General features: G+C 62.0%; 13 protein-coding genes. 2 read left to right on the top strand and 11 right to left on the bottom strand.

The window, feature by feature from the left end:
• Positions 1-20 precede the first annotated feature (20 nt).
• Together IQ25_RS18145 and IQ25_RS18140 are read right to left on the bottom strand one after the other, a co-directional pair.
• Entirely contained in the window at positions 21-425 is a 405-nt protein-coding gene (locus IQ25_RS18145; protein ID WP_144907690.1) for a C-glycoside deglycosidase beta subunit domain-containing protein, read from the bottom strand.
• Complete coding sequence (locus tag IQ25_RS18140) at positions 418-1,335, bottom strand: sugar phosphate isomerase/epimerase family protein (protein WP_144907689.1); 918 nt, start codon at positions 1,333-1,335, stop codon at positions 418-420. Before IQ25_RS18140 ends, IQ25_RS18145 begins: the two co-directional genes overlap by 8 nt.
• A 134-nt stretch (positions 1,336-1,469) precedes the next feature.
• On the opposite strand from IQ25_RS18140, the gene IQ25_RS18135 reads away from it, so the two are divergent.
• Positions 1,470-2,084 (top strand): TetR/AcrR family transcriptional regulator, encoded by a 615-nt coding sequence (locus tag IQ25_RS18135; RefSeq protein ID WP_144907688.1) that lies wholly within the window; start codon positions 1,470-1,472, stop codon positions 2,082-2,084.
• A gap of 60 nt (positions 2,085-2,144) precedes the next feature.
• On the opposite strand, the gene IQ25_RS18130 is transcribed toward IQ25_RS18135, so the two are convergent.
• From IQ25_RS18130 to IQ25_RS18115, 4 genes are read right to left on the bottom strand one after another with little or no spacing between them, the layout of a single operon-like run.
• A complete protein-coding gene (locus tag IQ25_RS18130) occupies positions 2,145-3,317 on the bottom strand; it encodes a hybrid sensor histidine kinase/response regulator (protein ID WP_144907687.1) in 1,173 nt (390 codons plus the stop codon).
• Positions 3,314-3,889, bottom strand: a complete 576-nt coding sequence (locus tag IQ25_RS18125) for a chemotaxis protein CheB (protein ID WP_144907686.1) — start codon at positions 3,887-3,889, stop codon at positions 3,314-3,316. The genes IQ25_RS18130 and IQ25_RS18125 overlap by 4 nt, the downstream gene beginning before the upstream one ends.
• Entirely contained in the window at positions 3,886-4,713 is an 828-nt protein-coding gene (locus IQ25_RS18120) for a CheR family methyltransferase (RefSeq protein ID WP_144907685.1), read from the bottom strand. The genes IQ25_RS18125 and IQ25_RS18120 overlap by 4 nt, the downstream gene beginning before the upstream one ends.
• 7 nt (positions 4,714-4,720) lie before the next feature.
• Positions 4,721-8,143: a response regulator gene (locus IQ25_RS18115; RefSeq protein ID WP_144907684.1), complete on the bottom strand. Its 3,423-nt coding sequence runs from the start codon at positions 8,141-8,143 to the stop codon at positions 4,721-4,723.
• Between the two features lie 434 nt (positions 8,144-8,577).
• Here IQ25_RS18115 and IQ25_RS18110 point away from each other — a divergent pair, with 434 nt between their 5' ends.
• A complete protein-coding gene (locus tag IQ25_RS18110) occupies positions 8,578-9,408 on the top strand; it encodes a 23S rRNA (adenine(2030)-N(6))-methyltransferase RlmJ (protein ID WP_144907683.1) in 831 nt (276 codons plus the stop codon).
• A gap of 44 nt (positions 9,409-9,452) precedes the next feature.
• Here IQ25_RS18110 and IQ25_RS18105 read toward each other — a convergent pair whose 3' ends face one another.
• From IQ25_RS18105 to nirB, 5 genes are all read right to left on the bottom strand, one after another.
• The gene (locus IQ25_RS18105) at positions 9,453-9,773 is read right to left on the bottom strand and encodes a hypothetical protein (protein WP_144907682.1); all 321 of its coding nucleotides are present in this window, start codon (positions 9,771-9,773) and stop codon (positions 9,453-9,455) included.
• A gap of 185 nt (positions 9,774-9,958) precedes the next feature.
• Positions 9,959-10,738 carry a uroporphyrinogen-III C-methyltransferase gene (cobA, locus tag IQ25_RS18100; protein WP_144907681.1) on the bottom strand — a complete coding sequence of 260 codons (780 nt, stop codon included), beginning with the start codon at positions 10,736-10,738 and terminating at the stop codon, positions 9,959-9,961.
• A complete protein-coding gene (locus IQ25_RS18095) occupies positions 10,735-13,245 on the bottom strand; it encodes a nitrate reductase (protein ID WP_144907680.1) in 2,511 nt (836 codons plus the stop codon). The genes cobA and IQ25_RS18095 overlap by 4 nt, the downstream gene beginning before the upstream one ends.
• A complete protein-coding gene (nirD, locus tag IQ25_RS18090) occupies positions 13,242-13,583 on the bottom strand; it encodes a nitrite reductase small subunit NirD (RefSeq protein ID WP_144907743.1) in 342 nt (113 codons plus the stop codon). Before nirD ends, IQ25_RS18095 begins: the two co-directional genes overlap by 4 nt.
• The gene (nirB, locus tag IQ25_RS18085; protein WP_144907742.1) at positions 13,583-16,057 is read right to left on the bottom strand and encodes a nitrite reductase large subunit NirB; all 2,475 of its coding nucleotides are present in this window, start codon (positions 16,055-16,057) and stop codon (positions 13,583-13,585) included. Before nirB ends, nirD begins: the two co-directional genes overlap by 1 nt.
• Positions 16,058-16,105: the final 48 nt, after the last annotated feature.

The raw sequence follows: 16,105 nt of genomic DNA, 5'->3' as shown, positions 1-16,105 counted from the left end.
AGGGCGCGACCAAACTCCAATCAGGGCAGGATGATCGTCGCGTGGCGTTCGCTACGGACGATGGCGGGTTGGAACTCGGGCGGAAAATAGGGGTGCCGGTAGTGGATCGCACTGCCGACCAGATGCACGCCGCGCTCGAGGCCACCCTCTTTCGGAACAACCACCGTAAAGTAGTCTCCCACGTAGAGCCGAGTTTGCGTGGCCTCATTCAATTCGTCGCGTGTGTATCCCTTGTCGCCCAGACGGAACAGATTGTCCTCCGCGGGATAAAGAACGCCATCGACCATGATGTCCACGCCCTCGATCAGACTAAGCCGCGAGGAGCGGTAATTGGCCTGGCGAATGCGCACTTCGAACCCGGTGCGGGCACCCTCTGGCCCGACGTTGCGAAATCCGGTGCTCTGGATATGGCTGCGCTCAAGCATTGGCCGTCTCCGTGTTGGCGGCGTCATATTCTTCTTCAAGCTTGCGGATCAGGGCGTGCTGGCGGCGGACCTGTTCGATCGCAACCCAAGGATCGCGCTTGCCCTCGTACTCGCTCGACAGGTAACCGGTGTATCCCAGCTTCTTGAGCATCGGCACGATCCGCTCCCACGGGATCTGGTGATCGTGGAGGTTCTCGTCGATGCAGTGAAACTTGGCCTGGATGAACGGTACGTACTGGATCACGTCCTCGAGATGCTCGACCGGCGTGTTGATGCCGTTCAGAAAGCTCATCGCTCCCTTCTTGATCTCGTCGGTGATGCCCCCTCCCCAGTGGTCGATCGGGCGATCCTGGAAGATGCCGGTGTCGATCATCAGGCCGAAGTTCTTGGTGCCGGTGCGCTCGATGAACTTCACATAGGCGTCGGTAACCGGATGACGGATCGGCGTGGGTGAGTGAATTTCAGGCAGGATCACCAGATCAAGCTGGTTCGCAAGATCGAGATTGCGTTCGACCGAGCCTTCCCAAATCGGGTCAGGCGTTAGGTCATGATCAATTACGCCGAATTTGGGGCGGATGAACCTGAAGCCAAGCTTGTGCGCAAGACACAGGTCCTGCGCGATCTGCGCAGCACCTTCCTCAACGCTCATGTTGCGATCAATCTGGATGCGGGTATCGACCCAGCAGGCAAAGTTCGTGGGCTCGAGCTTGTAGCGCTCAAGTTTTGCGAACCAATCGTCGATCCATGCTGACGGCGGTTCAGGATAAAGCGGCACGCTGGTTTCGCCGAGAATCTCAATTCCCGTGGACCCCGTGTCGGCCACGTGATCGAACGCGTCAGCAAGCGTCATCACGGTGCCGAAGTCGTCAGTGTAGCTATACAGCGAAACGCCGTATCTGAAGCTGCTCACGCTTTCCTCTCCTGCATTACGATGAATGATTAATCACCGCTTATTTCGGGCTTTATTAATCGCCGTTCAATACGATTGCAATAGGCGGATGCACGCCCTTGCGCATCCAGCGCAAACCAAGCAAAGCTGAAAGAATGAGGGTGACAACGGTAACACGAGAGCGTCGGGGCAAGCCATCTCACCGGAATGACCTGCGCAGTGAATTGCTCGATGCAGCGTGCGACTTTGTCGTGCGTGAAGGTCACGAAGGCTTGTCCATTCGCAAGCTGGCGGAGGACGTGGGCGTATCGCCGGGGGCACCTTATCACCACTTCCCGGATCGGCGTGCGCTCCTCATCGCGGTGGCGCTTGAAGGATATCGACTGCTGTTTGCCGAGACAGAGAAAGCCGTGGCACAGTCACCGCAGGGAGTGCTCTTCAGCAATCTGCTGCATTTCATCCGCTTTGCCGCAGCCAATCCGAACATGTTCACGCTAATGTACGAAAGCGAACTGGTCCGCCCGCAGATCGCGCCTGAACTGGCCGAAGCGCAGGATGTCGGCTTCCAGATGCTAAGGCGGGAAGTCGCCCGCGCAACCCAGCACTTGTCCGAGCACGAACGCAGTCTGCGCATCGCAACCATCTGGAGTGCAATCTTCGGATTTGCACTGCAAACCAACCGTGCCATGCTCCGTGCGCACCCGCTTGAACCGATGCCAGACGAACTCGCACCTGAAATCGTCCGGCAGGCGCTCAGGCTGATGGCCTGATCAAGGTTCACATTTATGACGCAGGTCGCATCCGGTCATCACTGTCAGGCAGCGGACACGTTAAGTTTCATGCGGCGGAGTGAGCGCAATTGGGAGTTGAATGCGAAAAGTGCTTCCCTCACCCGGCGCGCTTCGGACCAGGGTCACTTCGCCTGAGTGAAGCTCGACAAGCTGCCGCACAAGAGCCAGACCTATTCCGAGGCCATCGCGAGCGGCGCGCGATGTCCCATCGATTTGCGCGAAGAGCTCGAAGATGTGCTCCTGAGCCTCAGGCGGGATGCCGATGCCCGTATCGCTGATCTCTATGTGCGCGACGTTATCGGCCCGGCTTGCCACCAAGCGGATGGTACCTGGTTCGGGCGTGTACTTGGCAGCGTTGGTAACAAGGTTGATGACCGCCTGAGCAATCCGCACCTCGTCGCCCTCAAGCCAGATCGGCTCAGACTCAATCTCGGCAACCAGCGTGTGACCGTCCGCGTCGAGCGTCACCTGACATGCCTCCATGACGTAACGCAGCGCGTCCTGCAGCACGAACGGCTTTGACGTCAGCGAAATCTTGCCCTCATTGATGCGGGCGATGTTCAGCAGGTCTTCCACCAGCCGCGTCAGGTGGTTGAGGCTCCGCTGCATCTGATCACGGACAATCTGGTTCGGTCCGTGGTCCTCGCGCCTCGCCAGCAGATTTAGCCCAGCGTTCAACGCGGCGACCGGATTGCGCAATTCGTGGCCGAGGATTGCGAGAAAGCGATTCTTGTGCTGGTCGGCCGTTTGCAGCGCGGAAGTCAAAACATCCAGCCTGTCGCGTTGACGGATAATGCGCTGACGCTGGGCATGGAGATCGAAGAACACCGATGCCTTTGAACGCAGGATGTCAGCCTCGATCGGCTTTTGTATGAAGTCGACAGCACCGGCTTCATAGCCGCGAAAGCGGCGCTGGTGATCGGCGCTGCCTGCTGTCAGGAAAACGATCGGGATATGCCGGGTGCGCTCGCTGCCACGCATGAACTCAGCCAGCTGGAAACCGTCCATTCCCGGCATCTGCACATCGAGCAGGGCCAGCGCCATGTCCTGTACCAGCAGCAATTCGAGCGCTTCCTCGCCACTTGCCGCCTTGTGACAGACAAGCCCGTCGCGTCGCAGCAGGGCTTCTAGCGCGAGCAGGTTTTCCGGAAGATCATCCACGAGGAGGCAGTGGATCGGCTCTTGCGCATCACCTTGTTCTGCACCGATCATGCGTGCACCAGACCGGAAAGGAAGGCTGTAATGCCGTCGAGCGTTTCGACACGGGCATCAGGGCACAGCGCCAGCGCAGCTGCGGGCATGGTCGCCGACATTGCGCTTGCCGGATCCTGCACGATGGCGATGCCGCCACCGGCTGCCACCGCGCGCAAGCCTGCAGCGCCATCGTGGTTGGCTCCGGTGAGCACGATGCCGACAAGTCCACTGCCAAAGGCTTCGGCCGCGCTCTCAAGGAGAACATCTATTGCCGGTCTGCTGTAATTGACCGGCTCGTCTCCCGAAAGCGCAAGCGATCCATCCTTTTCAACGAGGAGATGGTAATCGGATGGCGCGAAGTACACCGTACCCGGCATGGCAGGTTCCTTGTCCTCGGCTTCCTTGACGGCAAGCTGACAGCGCGTATCCAGCAGCGGCACCAGGGTGTTGTCCCGATCCGCCGGAACATGGACAACGATCATGACCGGCACCGGTAGCGCAGCCGGGAGCGATGGCAGGATATGCAGCAGCGCCTGAACCGCTCCGGCCGAGGCGCCGATTGCCACTGCCCTAACCGTGTCGTGGTTCATTCCTCAGCCCTCTGGTAAATCTTCTCCGCCGACACGAAGGGCGCAAACGAAGCGGCGTGGCGAGTGAAGCGCAGGCTTTCCTTGGACCCAAGGCCAAGGAAGCCCTTGCGCGCAAGGGAATCGCGGAACAGTCCCACGACCCGGTCCTGCAATTCGCGATCGAAGTAAATCAGCACGTTGCGGCACGAAATGAGCTGCATTTCGCCGAACGACGAATCCGTGACCAGGCTGTGGTCCGAGAAGACGACCCTCTCGCGCAGGCTCTTGTCGATGATCGCGCCGCCATGCGCTGCGCTGTAGTAGTCGGAAAGCGAAGTCCGCGCGCCCGACTTCTGATGGTTCGCGGTATAGGTCTTGATTACGTCGAGCGGATAGACCGCGCGTTCGGCGGCGTCGAGAGCATCGGGATTGATGTCGGTCGCATAGAAAAGCGTGCGGTCGTAAAGGCCCTCCTCGCGGAACAGGATTGCCAGCGAATAGAGCTCCTCGCCCCGGCTGCACCCCGCAACCCACACCTTGAGCGATGGATATGTCGCAAGGTGGGGCAGGACCTTTTCCCGCAAGGCGCGGAAATAGGATGGATCGCGGAACATCTCGCTGACCTGCACGGTCAGGTAGTTCAGCAGACGCGGCAACACGCTTTCGTCATGGAGCACGCCTTCCTGCATAGCCGACAGACTGGCATAGCCAAGCTGGGTGCGGGCCTGGGTCAGCCGTCGCTTGATCGAGGCCTGTGCGTAGTTGCGGAAGTCGTAGTGATAACGCCTATGCAGCGCCTCGAGAAACAGCTGGATCTCGATATCCTCGATATCATCGTCTGCCATCATGCCATCACCGCGGCATCCAGACGCGGACCAGGCTGAGCAGCTTGTCCACATCGATCGGCTTGGCCATGTAGTCGTTCGCTCCTGCGGCGAGGCACTTTTCCTGGTCGTCCGGCATTGCCTTGGCCGTCAGCATCACGATCGGCAGGTCCTTCCAGCGCGGATCGCCACGGATTTCCCGCGCTGCTGAAAGCCCGTCCATGACCGGCATCATCACATCCATCAGCACCAGGTCGATCGCGCTGTCAGGTTCGCCGTCACTTGCGTCGAGTGCATCGATCGCTTCGCGTCCATTGCGCGCTATCGCAATCTTCGCACCACGCGGCTCGAGCACGCTGCTCAGCGAGTAGACGTTTCGCACGTCGTCCTCCACGATCAGAATCCGCCGCCCTTCCAGCGCGGCATCGCGGAATCTGGCCTTTTGCAGCATGCGCTGCTGCTCGGCAGGCAGTTCCGACACCACCTGATGCAGAAACAGGGTCACTTCGTCCAACAAGCGCTCGGGAGACTTGGCACCCTTGATGATGATCGAGCTAGAGAACTTGCGCAGCCGCTGTTCCTCTTCCGGCGACAAGTCGTGCCCGGTGTAGACGATGACCGGCGGAAAGCTCTTCTCTTCGTTCCGGCTCAGTGTCTCGAGAAGATCCATGCCAGACCTGTCCGGCAGGGTCAGGTCAAGCACCATGCAGTCGAACGTCTGCTGGTCCAGCTTTTCAAGGCATTCCGCGGCGGTCCCCACACCCACCGTCTCGACATCGCCGGTCAATAACAGGCGGCTCACGGCGTTGCGCTGGACCGGGTCATCCTCGACTATCAGCACCCGCCGCATGCGTGTTGTCAACTGCGCCTGAAGACCGCCCAGAACCTCGGCCAGATCTTCACGCCGGATCGGCTTGATGTGGTATCCCACCGCGCCAAGCGCCATCGCGGTCTGCACATGGTCGCTTGCCGAGACGACATGGATCGGGATGTGCCGCGTCTGGTCATCGTGCTTGAGCCGATCGAGAACGGTCAGCCCGGACTGATCGGGCAGGCCCAGATCCAGCACGATCGCGCTCGGGCGATGCTTGTTCGCCAGATGGATCGCCTCTTCTGCGCTGTTTGCGACGACGCACTGGAAATCCATCTCATGCGACAGGTCGCAGATGATCTGGGCGAAAGGCGCATCATCCTCGACCACCAGCAGCAAGCGCCGGGTCCTGTCGAGCTTGTCGCGGTCGTCCGAAATCGCCACCGGGTTTCGCCGCAGAGCAAGACGGGGAGCCTCCAACCGTAGAGGTTCAGCATCCGGAACCGGTGGTGCGGCGGAGGCGGCAGGCGCGGCAGGCGCCACTGTGACGGGATCGTAAACCTCAGGCAGCGTAAGCGTGAAGGTGCTGCCCTTGCCCAAGGTGCTGACCAGATCGATCTTTCCTCCGAGCAACCGCGCCAGTTCGCGCGAGATGGACAAACCAAGCCCGGTCCCGCCGTACTTGCGGCTGATGGCGCTGTCGGCCTGCTGGAAGGCCCCGAAGATCGCTTCCTGCTGTTCGGGGGAAATGCCGATCCCCGTATCGGTCACAGCAAATGCCACCCGACCTTCGGAGGCAGAGGAAATCTCCAGTCGCACAGAGCCGCGTTCGGTGAACTTGAAAGCGTTTGACAGCAGGTTGCGCAGAACCTGTTCAAGGCGCAGGCGATCCGTCTCGATCTGGTCCGGCGCGCCTGGCCGGATCACCAGTTCCAGCTCAACGCCGCGCTGGTCGGCCACCGGCGCGAAGATCTGCCGTAAATCGCCTACCAGTCGCTGGATAGTCGAAGGCTCAGCCTGAATCTTGACGTGCCCGGCCTCGATCTTCGACAGGTCCAGAATATCGTTGATCAGAGTCAGCAAGTCGTTGCCCGACGATTCAATCGTCCGCGCAAACTTGACCTGATCCGGCGAGAGGTTGCCGTCAGGATTGTCGCCCAGAAGCTTGGACAGGATCAGCAGGGAATTGAGCGGCGTGCGCAGTTCGTGGCTCATGTTGGCCAGGAAGTCGGACTTGTACTGGCTCGCCTGCGCCAGTTCCTGAGCCTTGCGCTCCAGCGACGCGGCTGACTGCTCGAGCTTGCCACGCTGCACTTCAAGCGTCTGGGCCTGCTCTTCCAGTTCGCTATTGGTCTGCTCGAGCTCGACCTGCTGCTGCTCAAGCCGCACCTGCGATTCCTTGAGCGCGCGGCCCTGCTCTTCAAGCTCCTCGTTCGAAACGCGCAGTTCCTCGCTCTGCGCCTGAAGCTCGGCCTTCTGCCGCTGCGTCTCCTCCAGCGCATCCTGCAACCGCGTGCGGAATCGCGCAGATCGCAGCGCTATGCCCAGGCTGTCCGCCACTTCGGTGAGCAGTTCGAGCGCACGTTCCGGAACCTCATCGAAGAAGCCCAGCTCGATCACCCCGTTGACCAGACCGTCCGCCGTCGTAGGCGCGATCACCAGATGCCGTGGTCGTGCGCGTCCGAAGGCAGAGCCTATGGTGAGATATTCGTCGGGCAGGTCTTCGACAATCATGGGCTCGCCCAACTTGGCCACGCGGCCCAGCAACCCGTCTCCCATGGCAAATCCGACAGGCATTGCCCCGTCAGCCGGCACGCCAAGCGTCGCTACCCGACGGAAATGACCTCCTTCTCCCTTGAAAAGCGCGGCGGCCTGGTAGTCGAGATAACCGGAAAGAAACGTCAGTGCGTCCTGCGAGATTTGCTCCACGGTCTTCTCGCCGCGAATTACCTCGGCCAGCCCCAACTGCCCTGCCCGCAACCATTCCTGACGTTCCTTGATGGCTGCATTGCGCTGAACGAGCAGGAAGATGGCGACAGTCAGGGCTGCGCCGATCAGCCCAGCAATCGCGCTACTGGTCACGGCCCCGCGCGATGCGACGGCCATCTCCTCGAGCCGTAGCGACCTTTGTCGGACTTCCTCTGCGTTCATCATTTCGATCTGGCGGCGGATCGCTTGCATCTCTTGCTGACCCACGTCAGTCGAAACAGCGGCAGCAGCAGGAGCGAATCCCTGCGTGCGGCGCAACTCGATGGTTCGCATAAGCTCGGCCAGCTTCGCATCGACGTGTGGGCGCAATTCCGCCAGGCTATCGGATTGAACCGGGTCGTTGGCGGTCAGTCGCTGCACTACTTCCAGACGGTCGCGCACGTCGCTCAAGGCCTGACGGTAAGGCTGCAGGTAGCTTTCCTTGCCGGTCAGTACGTAACCGCGCTGTCCTGTTTCGGCATCCTGAACCGCAGACATCAAGCGGTTGAGCGCCACCAACATCATATGCGTATCGCGAACTGACGCGTCGGCGGTGCGCACGGCCTGAATGTTCGAATAGGAAACGTAGCTGCTTACGGCAAAGAATGCCAAGCCTGCGACTAGCCCGACAACAGTCCAGAAGCGCGCGGAAATTGCGTCGACCGTACGCATCAACACGTCCTTTCAGCGGCAGCATTTCTGGAGACATGCTCAGAACTGCAAACAGATTTAGTGATTGTTGCCCCCTCAAAATCTGTCGCGAACCGCGTGCGCACAACGATGGCCCTCAACTGCGGGGCTAATTGCAATGGCGTCACTACGCTCAGCTTACCAACAGGTTCCCGGTCCTTTGTCGCAATGTGACGAATGCCCCGCCCCCGCCGCATGAGGTACCCCGCTGCCAACAGATCGCCCAATGTTTTGGTCGCGCTGTCGGCGTCAGGTAGCGATCGCCAAGGCCGCCGCGGGTCCCTGCGCAGAAGAGCTTTGAAGGTTCTCGCCCGACTTTGTACGAGCACCGACTCTGCTAGCTTAATCGAATCGCTCTCGGTCTCTGCAAGCAGCAATTCATGCATGAATGCAGATCGTCAGGGTTTCGGAGCACGATGAACTATCGCCATTCCTTCCATGCGGGCAACAGCGCGGATGTCGTGAAGCACAGTCTGCTGATCGCCCTTGTGCGCGCACTGCAGCACAAGCAGAGCGCGCTGACCCTGATCGATACTCATGCCGGCTGCGGGCTCTACGACCTTTATGGCGATCAGGCCCAACGCACCGGAGAGTCCACCGAAGGCGTGCTCCGAGCATTCGTCGACGAGAACCCCTTGCTTGACGACTATCGCGCTGCCGTACAGGCCGTGAATGAAGGGGTTGAACCGAGGCTCTACCCCGGGTCTCCGAAAATCCTGGCGCAGCTTTTGCGTCCTCAGGATCTCCTGATCCTCAACGAAAAACACCCCGAAGACGTCCGTAGCCTGCGCGCAGCTATGCGCGGCACATCCGCTGCCGTGCACGAACGCGATGCCTACGAGTTTTGGCTGGCGATGCTGCCGCCCCGAACGCCGCGCGGCGTGGTTCTGGTCGACCCTCCGTACGAGCAGACGGACGAGCGCGCTCGCATCACTACGACCCTCGCCGCAGCCTATCGCAAATGGGCGCATGGCGTGATGGTGGTCTGGTATCCGCTGAAAGACCGCGCCATGCACCTGCGGTGGAAGGATCAGCTGCGCAAGCTCGGTATCCCGAAACTGCTGTGCGTGGAGCATTGGCTGTACGATAGCGACCAGCCTGGCATCTATAACGGCGCAGGTCTCTTCATCGTCAACCCGCCCTATGCGTTTACACTGGCCTTGCCGCCTTTGCTGGAAGTCCTGCGCGCTGCACTCGCGCCGGAGGGGCACAATGGCGAGATAACGAGCGTTTGGTTGGGCGATTGAGCTAGACTCTCACGTCCTCTTTTTCCGGCAGGGTAAGCCTGAGGCTAATTGCCATCAGCATCTACCACGAAAACCATCGGCTTTCCTCGGGATGCAGGCTCCCAGCCTGCATTTAAGGCTGCCTGAATGCCGCGGATTACAAGCGCGTCGCTGATCTGCAGACGGCCTCGTTGCATGCCTTTCAGCAAGCGCTTCGGCGGGGGGAATTCCAGCAGCGCTCCGCGTTGGGTGCGCTGCCGCAGCAAAGCAACTGTCATGCCTCGCCAGCCATCGAACTCGCTCCACTGCGGCTCGTTCCGCAGTTCCCACTCATATTGAAACCCGTCGACGTCGACGATCCCGGAAAGCTTGTGGATGTTGCTCATGCTGCAGCGCCTAGCAGGTCTGCGGCCACAAAGCACCGGTTCCAGCTTTGAACTACAGGCTTGAAGGCAGCAGGTGCCTTCTATGGGCCCAATCCAGTACGCAGCACTTTGCCAGAGCAGGCCAATTCTCTGACGACTGATCCAACCAAACCTGGCGTGCGTGCCATAGACGCTCATGAGTCAGCTCATGCAAAGACCTGGTGGTCTGGCGCCATGGATTCATCGACATTTGGCGCACTCTCTGCCAGCGCCGCACCGATCAGCAGGAGTGCGGGGCCATGGCCCAGCGCGGTACGTGCCGCAATCGGCAGGAGATCCAGCCGTGTGCGGAACTGGCGCTCTTCCGGCAAGCTGGCAGATTCGACCAACGCGACGGGCGTGGATCTAGGCAGCCCTGCCGCGATCAACTGGCGGGAGACATCGGTCGCCGCCGCCTTGCCCATGTAGAAAACCAGCGTTGCGTCCTGATCGGCGAGTGTCGTCCAATCCAGATCGAGCGCTTCGCCAGCGCGGGCGTGGGCGGTCACGAAAATCAGCTTGCGAGCCAACCCGCGCAGAGTAAGGGATGTGCTCAGGTTCGCAGCCGCAGCGCTCGCCGCGGTCACGCCGGGACAGATCGAAACCGCAACGCCCGCAGCCCGACACGCTTCGATTTCCTCGGCCGCGCGGCCAAAGATCGCCGGGTCGCCACCCTTCAGCCGTACCACGCGCTCCCCTGCCAGCGCCGCTTCGACGATAAGCCGGTCAATCGTGCCCTGATCCTTCGAGTGTCTGCCCGACCGCTTGCCGACGTGGACGAGCCTCGCGCTTGGTGCCGCAAGGTCCAATACGCCCGGCCCTACCAGTGCATCGTGGAAAACAACGCTGGCCATGCCGATCAGCCGTTCCGCCTTGCGCGTCAGCAGTTCGGGATCGCCAGGCCCTGCTCCGACGAGCCATACCTTGCCGTCCGGAAATTCGTTCATTGCGCCGCCTCCGTCATGTCAGCATTCCACTCGCGCAGCAGCCGGGCGATTGCCGGGCGGCACGAGCCGCAGTTGGTCCCCGCCCCGCACGCCCTGCCCACTTCGGCAACGCTGCCCGCACCCGCTTCGGCAGCGGCGAGGATCTGGTTAGCGCCGATGCCATGGCACACGCATACCACCGGCCCGCGATCGGGCGCGGGCGTGCTCGGGCGCGCGGCAAGAAGTTCGGGCAAGGCTGCGCCGCTCGTGCCCAACTGTCCCGCAATCCAGTCGCGCGATGGCAACTGCCCCGTGCGCGTGACGAAAAGCGCCGCGCTCAGCGCGCCCGCGCCGTCGATCACGGCCAGTCGCCGCATGCCCCGCGCCATGTCGACCGCCTCGATCCTCTCGCCAGCGGGCAACAGCACATCAGCATCCACCGCGCCATCGCCCGCCAGTTCGTAAAGCCAGCCGCCCGCAACCGCCGAGCGGCTCCACCACACCAGACCATCAGGCACGATGACATCCTTGCGAAGCAGGAACGCACGCCAGTCGCTCGCCACCGGCTCGATCCGGCAGGCATTGTTCTTGAAGCCGGGTTGGCCGGAGACCGGATCGACCGACTGATCGGGCAGCAGGTTGCCACGCCCGCCGCTGGCCATTGCATCGCTCCAGTGCATCGGCACAAAGACCTGGCCCCTCCCTTGCGCCTCGGTCACCAGCACCCGGAAGGCCGACGCGCCCGATGCCGTCACAACTCGCGCCAAGGTGCCATCGATAATCCTCGCCGAAGCCGCATCGTCAGGATGCACTTCGAGCAGAGGCTCGCGCCGATGCTGCGCCAGCGTGGGCGAAAGACCGGTGCGGGTCATCGTATGCCACTGATCGCGGTAACGCCCGGTGTTGAGCCGCAACGGAAAGGCGGGATCGACGGCACGGGTGCGCGGCTCGACCGGCACCAGCGCCATGGCGCGTCCCGCCATCGGATGCCGCCCGCCCCACAGGAACGGCTCCATTGCGTCGTAGTCTGCGTCGGAAAGCCCGGCCCTGTCGGTAAGGTCCAGCACCTTGCCATGCTTCACTGAAACTGCCGTCATCGCGGCATATTCGCGGAACACATCGGCCGCACTCGTCCAGTCGAACCCGGCAAAGCCCAGTGCTTTGGCTACCTCGCCAATGATCGCCCAATCCGAGCGCGCCTCGCCCGGAGCATCGAACAAAGCGCGCTGGCGGCTTATGCGGCGTTCGGAATTGGTTACCGTCCCATCCTTTTCGCCCCATGCCAGCGCAGGCAAGCGAACTTGGGCGAACTTCGCAGTATCGGTATCGGCAATCACGTCGGACACGACCACCGTCTCGCAGCGTGCCAGTGCCTCGCGCACGAAACCGGCATCGGGCATGGAGACGGCAGGGTTGGTGGCCATGACCCACAGGAACTTCACGCGGCCATCATGTACCGCGCGGAACAGGTCCACTGCCTTGAGGCCTGGGCCGCTGCACATGCGCGGCGCCTGCCAGAAATCGGAAACGTCCGAGATTTCGGCTTCCGAAAAGCCAAGATGGCACGCAAGCATGTTGGCAAGTCCGCCGACCTCGCGCCCGCCCATGGCGTTGGGCTGCCCGGTCATGGAGAATGGCCCCATTCCGGGTGCGTTGATGCGGCCCATGGCAAGGTGCAGGTTGATGATCGCGTTGCCCTTGTCGGACCCGGCGACGGACTGGTTGGCGCCCATCGAGAACACCGTGACCATGCGCGGGTGCGCTGCGACGAGATCTGCGAGCGCGGCGAAGACATCAGGCGAAAGGCCGTGTTCGCCCATGGCGGGGATCGGATCGGCAAGGCCACGCCGGACCATGTCAGACAACAGCGCATTGAACAGGCCGACATCACCATCCGGCTTTACCGGCACATGGAGGTCTGCCTGTTCAGCCGTTTCGGTACGGCGCGGATCGATCACGACGATCTTCGTTCCACGAGCCTCGCGCGCGGCCTCTATCCGCTGCCAGATCACCGGATGACACCACGCGGTGTTCGATCCGACCAGCAGGATCAGGTCAGCCTCGTCGAGATCCTGATATGTGACCGGCACCACGTCTTCACCGAAGGCCCGGTTGTGCGCGGCGACGGCGCTGGCCATGCAGAGGCGGGAGTTTGTGTCGATGTTGGCGCTGCCGACAAAGCCCTTCATCAGCTTGTTGGCGGCGTAGTAGTCCTCGGTCAGCAATTGGCCCGAGACATATAGCGCGACGCTATCAGGCCCGTGCTGCTCGATGCAGTCGCGCATCTTGCCTGCAACAAGGCCAATCGCCTCATCCCACCCGGCGCGACGTTCTCCGATCATCGGGTGGAGCAGACGGCCGTCGAGCCCCACCGTCTCGCCCAAATGCGTGCCTTTGGAGCAGAGCTTGCCGAAGTTGGCGGGATGTTCGGCATCGCCCCTGATGGTGACAGACCGCTCGCCCGTCACCTCGGCGCGGATGCCGCAGCCGACGCCGCAATAGGCGCAAGTGGTGCGGACTTCCCTCAAGCGGCGCGGCTTCCGACCACAGCGGAGCGCAGCAGATACATGCGGCCCGCGTCCACCCTCATCGGCACTGTGGGAACGCAGCCCTTGTCCTCACCCAGCGCTTCGCCAGTCTTCAGTGAGATGTTCCAGTTGTGGAGCGGGCAGGTCACCACATTGTCGTGCACGATCCCTTGCGACAATGGCCCCTGCTTGTGCGGGCACTTGTTCACCAGCGCATAGAATTCGTTCTTCTGCGTGCGGAACACCGCGATTTCGTCCGCGCCGACAACCGGCAGCGTGCGCGCAGTGCCCGGGGTGATCTGGTCCACCGAACCGATGTCGAGCCAATCGCCGATCATCATGCAATCTCCACTTGAAGGGGACGCACCTCAGCAAGGTGCTGGTGCAGCTCGGCATGCTTGCCCGCTGCGCGCTCGGCCCAGGGATCGTCCTGACAGAACGTCTGCGAATAGCGGAACCGCGCAGCGAGGCGATTCACGCTATCAGGGTCGTCGAACAGTCCCGCCTTCACATGATCTAGGCCCACGCGCTCGATCCATGGCGCGGTGCGCTCCAGATAATGCGCCTGCTCGCGGTAGAGCTGGATGAACGCCGCGCAGACATCCATCGCCTCCTGCTCGGTCGATACCTTGCACAGCACGTCGGTGGCGCGGACCTTGATGCCGCCATTGCCGCCAACGTGCAGTTCATAACCGCTGTCGACGCAGACCACGCCAAAGTCCTTGATCGTGGCTTCGGCGCAATTGCGCGGGCAGCCGCTGACGGCGATCTTGAACTTGTGGGGCATCCACGATCCCCAGGTCATGCGCTCCAGTTTCACGCCGAGCCCCGTCGAATCCTGCGTACCGAAGCGGCACCATTCGGAGCCGACGCAGGTCTTCACCGTGCGCAGTGACTTGCCATAGGCGTGGCCCGAAACCATACCCGCGGCATTGAGATCGGCCCAGACCGCAGGCAGATCTTCCTTCTTGATGCCAAAGATGTCCAACCGCTGCCCGCCAGTGACCTTGACCATCGGCGCGTTGTACTTCTCCACCACGTCGGCAATCGCGCGCAGCTCGCGCGGATTGGTGAGGCCACCCCACATGCGCGGTACCACCGAATAGGTGCCGTCCTTCTGGATATTCGCGTGAAGCCGTTCGTTGACGAAGCGGCTCTTCTGGTCGTCCTCGTATTCGCCCGGCCAGGCGCAGAGCAGGTAGTAGTTGAGCGCCGGGCGGCACGAGGAGCAGCCATCAGGCGTGGTCCAATGCAACTCCTGCATCACTTGCGGAATGGCGCGCAGGTTCTTTTCGAGGATCAGGCGGCGCACATCATCGTGGCTGAAGCTGGTGCATTTGCACAGCGTCTTCGGGCCGGACTGCACTTCTCCGCCCAGGGTCAGCGCCAGCAGGCTCTCGACAAGACCGGTGCAGGATCCACACGAAGCCGAGGCCTTGCAGGTGCTGCGTACGGCATCGAGGCTGCATGCGCCGGCGTTGATCGTCTCGATCACCTTGCCCTTGGAAACGCCGTTGCAGCCGCAGATTTCTGCGTCGTTCGAGAGAGCTGCAACGGCGGCATTAGGGTCCAGCAGGGCGCCCCCACTGGCAAAGGCCTGACCGAAGATCAGCGCCTCGCGGATGTCCGAGATATCCTCGCCCTTCTTTAGCAGGTCGAAGTACCAGTTGCCGTCTGCAGTATCGCCGTAGAGTACCGCGCCGACCAGCTTGTTGTCCTTGACGACGACGCGCTTGTACACGCCGCGCGCCGCATCGCGCATGACGATGTCTTCGGCGCCGTCACCGCCCGAAAAGTCGCCGGCCGAGAACAGGTCTATCCCCGAAACCTTGAGCTTGGTCGATGTGACCGAGCCCTCATAGCCCGAAGGCTGCTCGCAGGCTGCATCAGCCAGCGCGCGGCACATCTCCCACAACGGCGCGACAAGGCCATAGCAGGCCCCGCGATGCTGCACGCATTCGCCCACCGCCATGATCGCCGGATCGCTCGTCACCATGTGGTCGTCCACCACGATGCCGCGTTCGACCTCCAGCCCTGCCGCCTTGGCAAGCCCGGTTGCCGGACGGATGCCCACGGCCATGACCACGATGTCGGCCGCGAACTCGCGCCCGTCCTTCAGCTTGACGCCTGCAACGTGGCCGTCCTTGCCGATGATCTCCGCAGTATCGCCCCCGGTCACGATGGTCTGGCCGCGACGTTCAAGTTCGCTCTTGAGCAGGTAACCCGCTGCCTCGTCGAGTTGGCGCTCCATCAGCGTTGGCATGAGATGAACGACGGTGACCTTCATCCCGCGAAGCGAGAGGCCATGCGCTGCCTCCAGCCCGAGCAGGCCACCGCCGATCACTACGGCTGAACCTCCAGTTTCGGCGGCAGCCAGCATCTTGTCTACGTCATCGAGATCGCGGAACGTCACCACGCCCGCCAGGTCCTTGCCCGGCACCGGGATGATGAACGGATCGGACCCCGTAGCGATCAGCAGGCGATCATAGGGTTCGACCCGACCTGACTTCGCGACCACGGTTTGCGTCGCGCGGTCGATCGCCACCACCGGATCGCCCGAAACCAGCGTGATGCCATTGTCGGCGTACCAGTCCTCGCCGTTGATGACGATGTCATCAAACGCCTTCTCTCCGGCCAGTACCGGCGAAAGCATGATGCGGTTGTAGTTCACCCGCGGCTCCGCGCCGAATATCGTCACGTCGAACCGGGCGGGGTCGCGGGCAAGCACTTCTTCGACCGCGCGGCATCCGGCCATGCCGTTGCCGATCACGACGAGCCGTTCCTTGACGGGCGTCGTGCGATCCTTCTCCATCAGGCTTGCAGGGGCGTTCACTCGGGTCTTCCTTGTCAGACGCGCAAA

It is taken from the genome of Novosphingobium taihuense, from assembly GCF_007830315.1.
GTDB classification, from domain to species: domain Bacteria; phylum Pseudomonadota; class Alphaproteobacteria; order Sphingomonadales; family Sphingomonadaceae; genus Novosphingobium; species Novosphingobium taihuense.
This window is presented reverse-complemented; position numbering and strand designations above follow the sequence as displayed.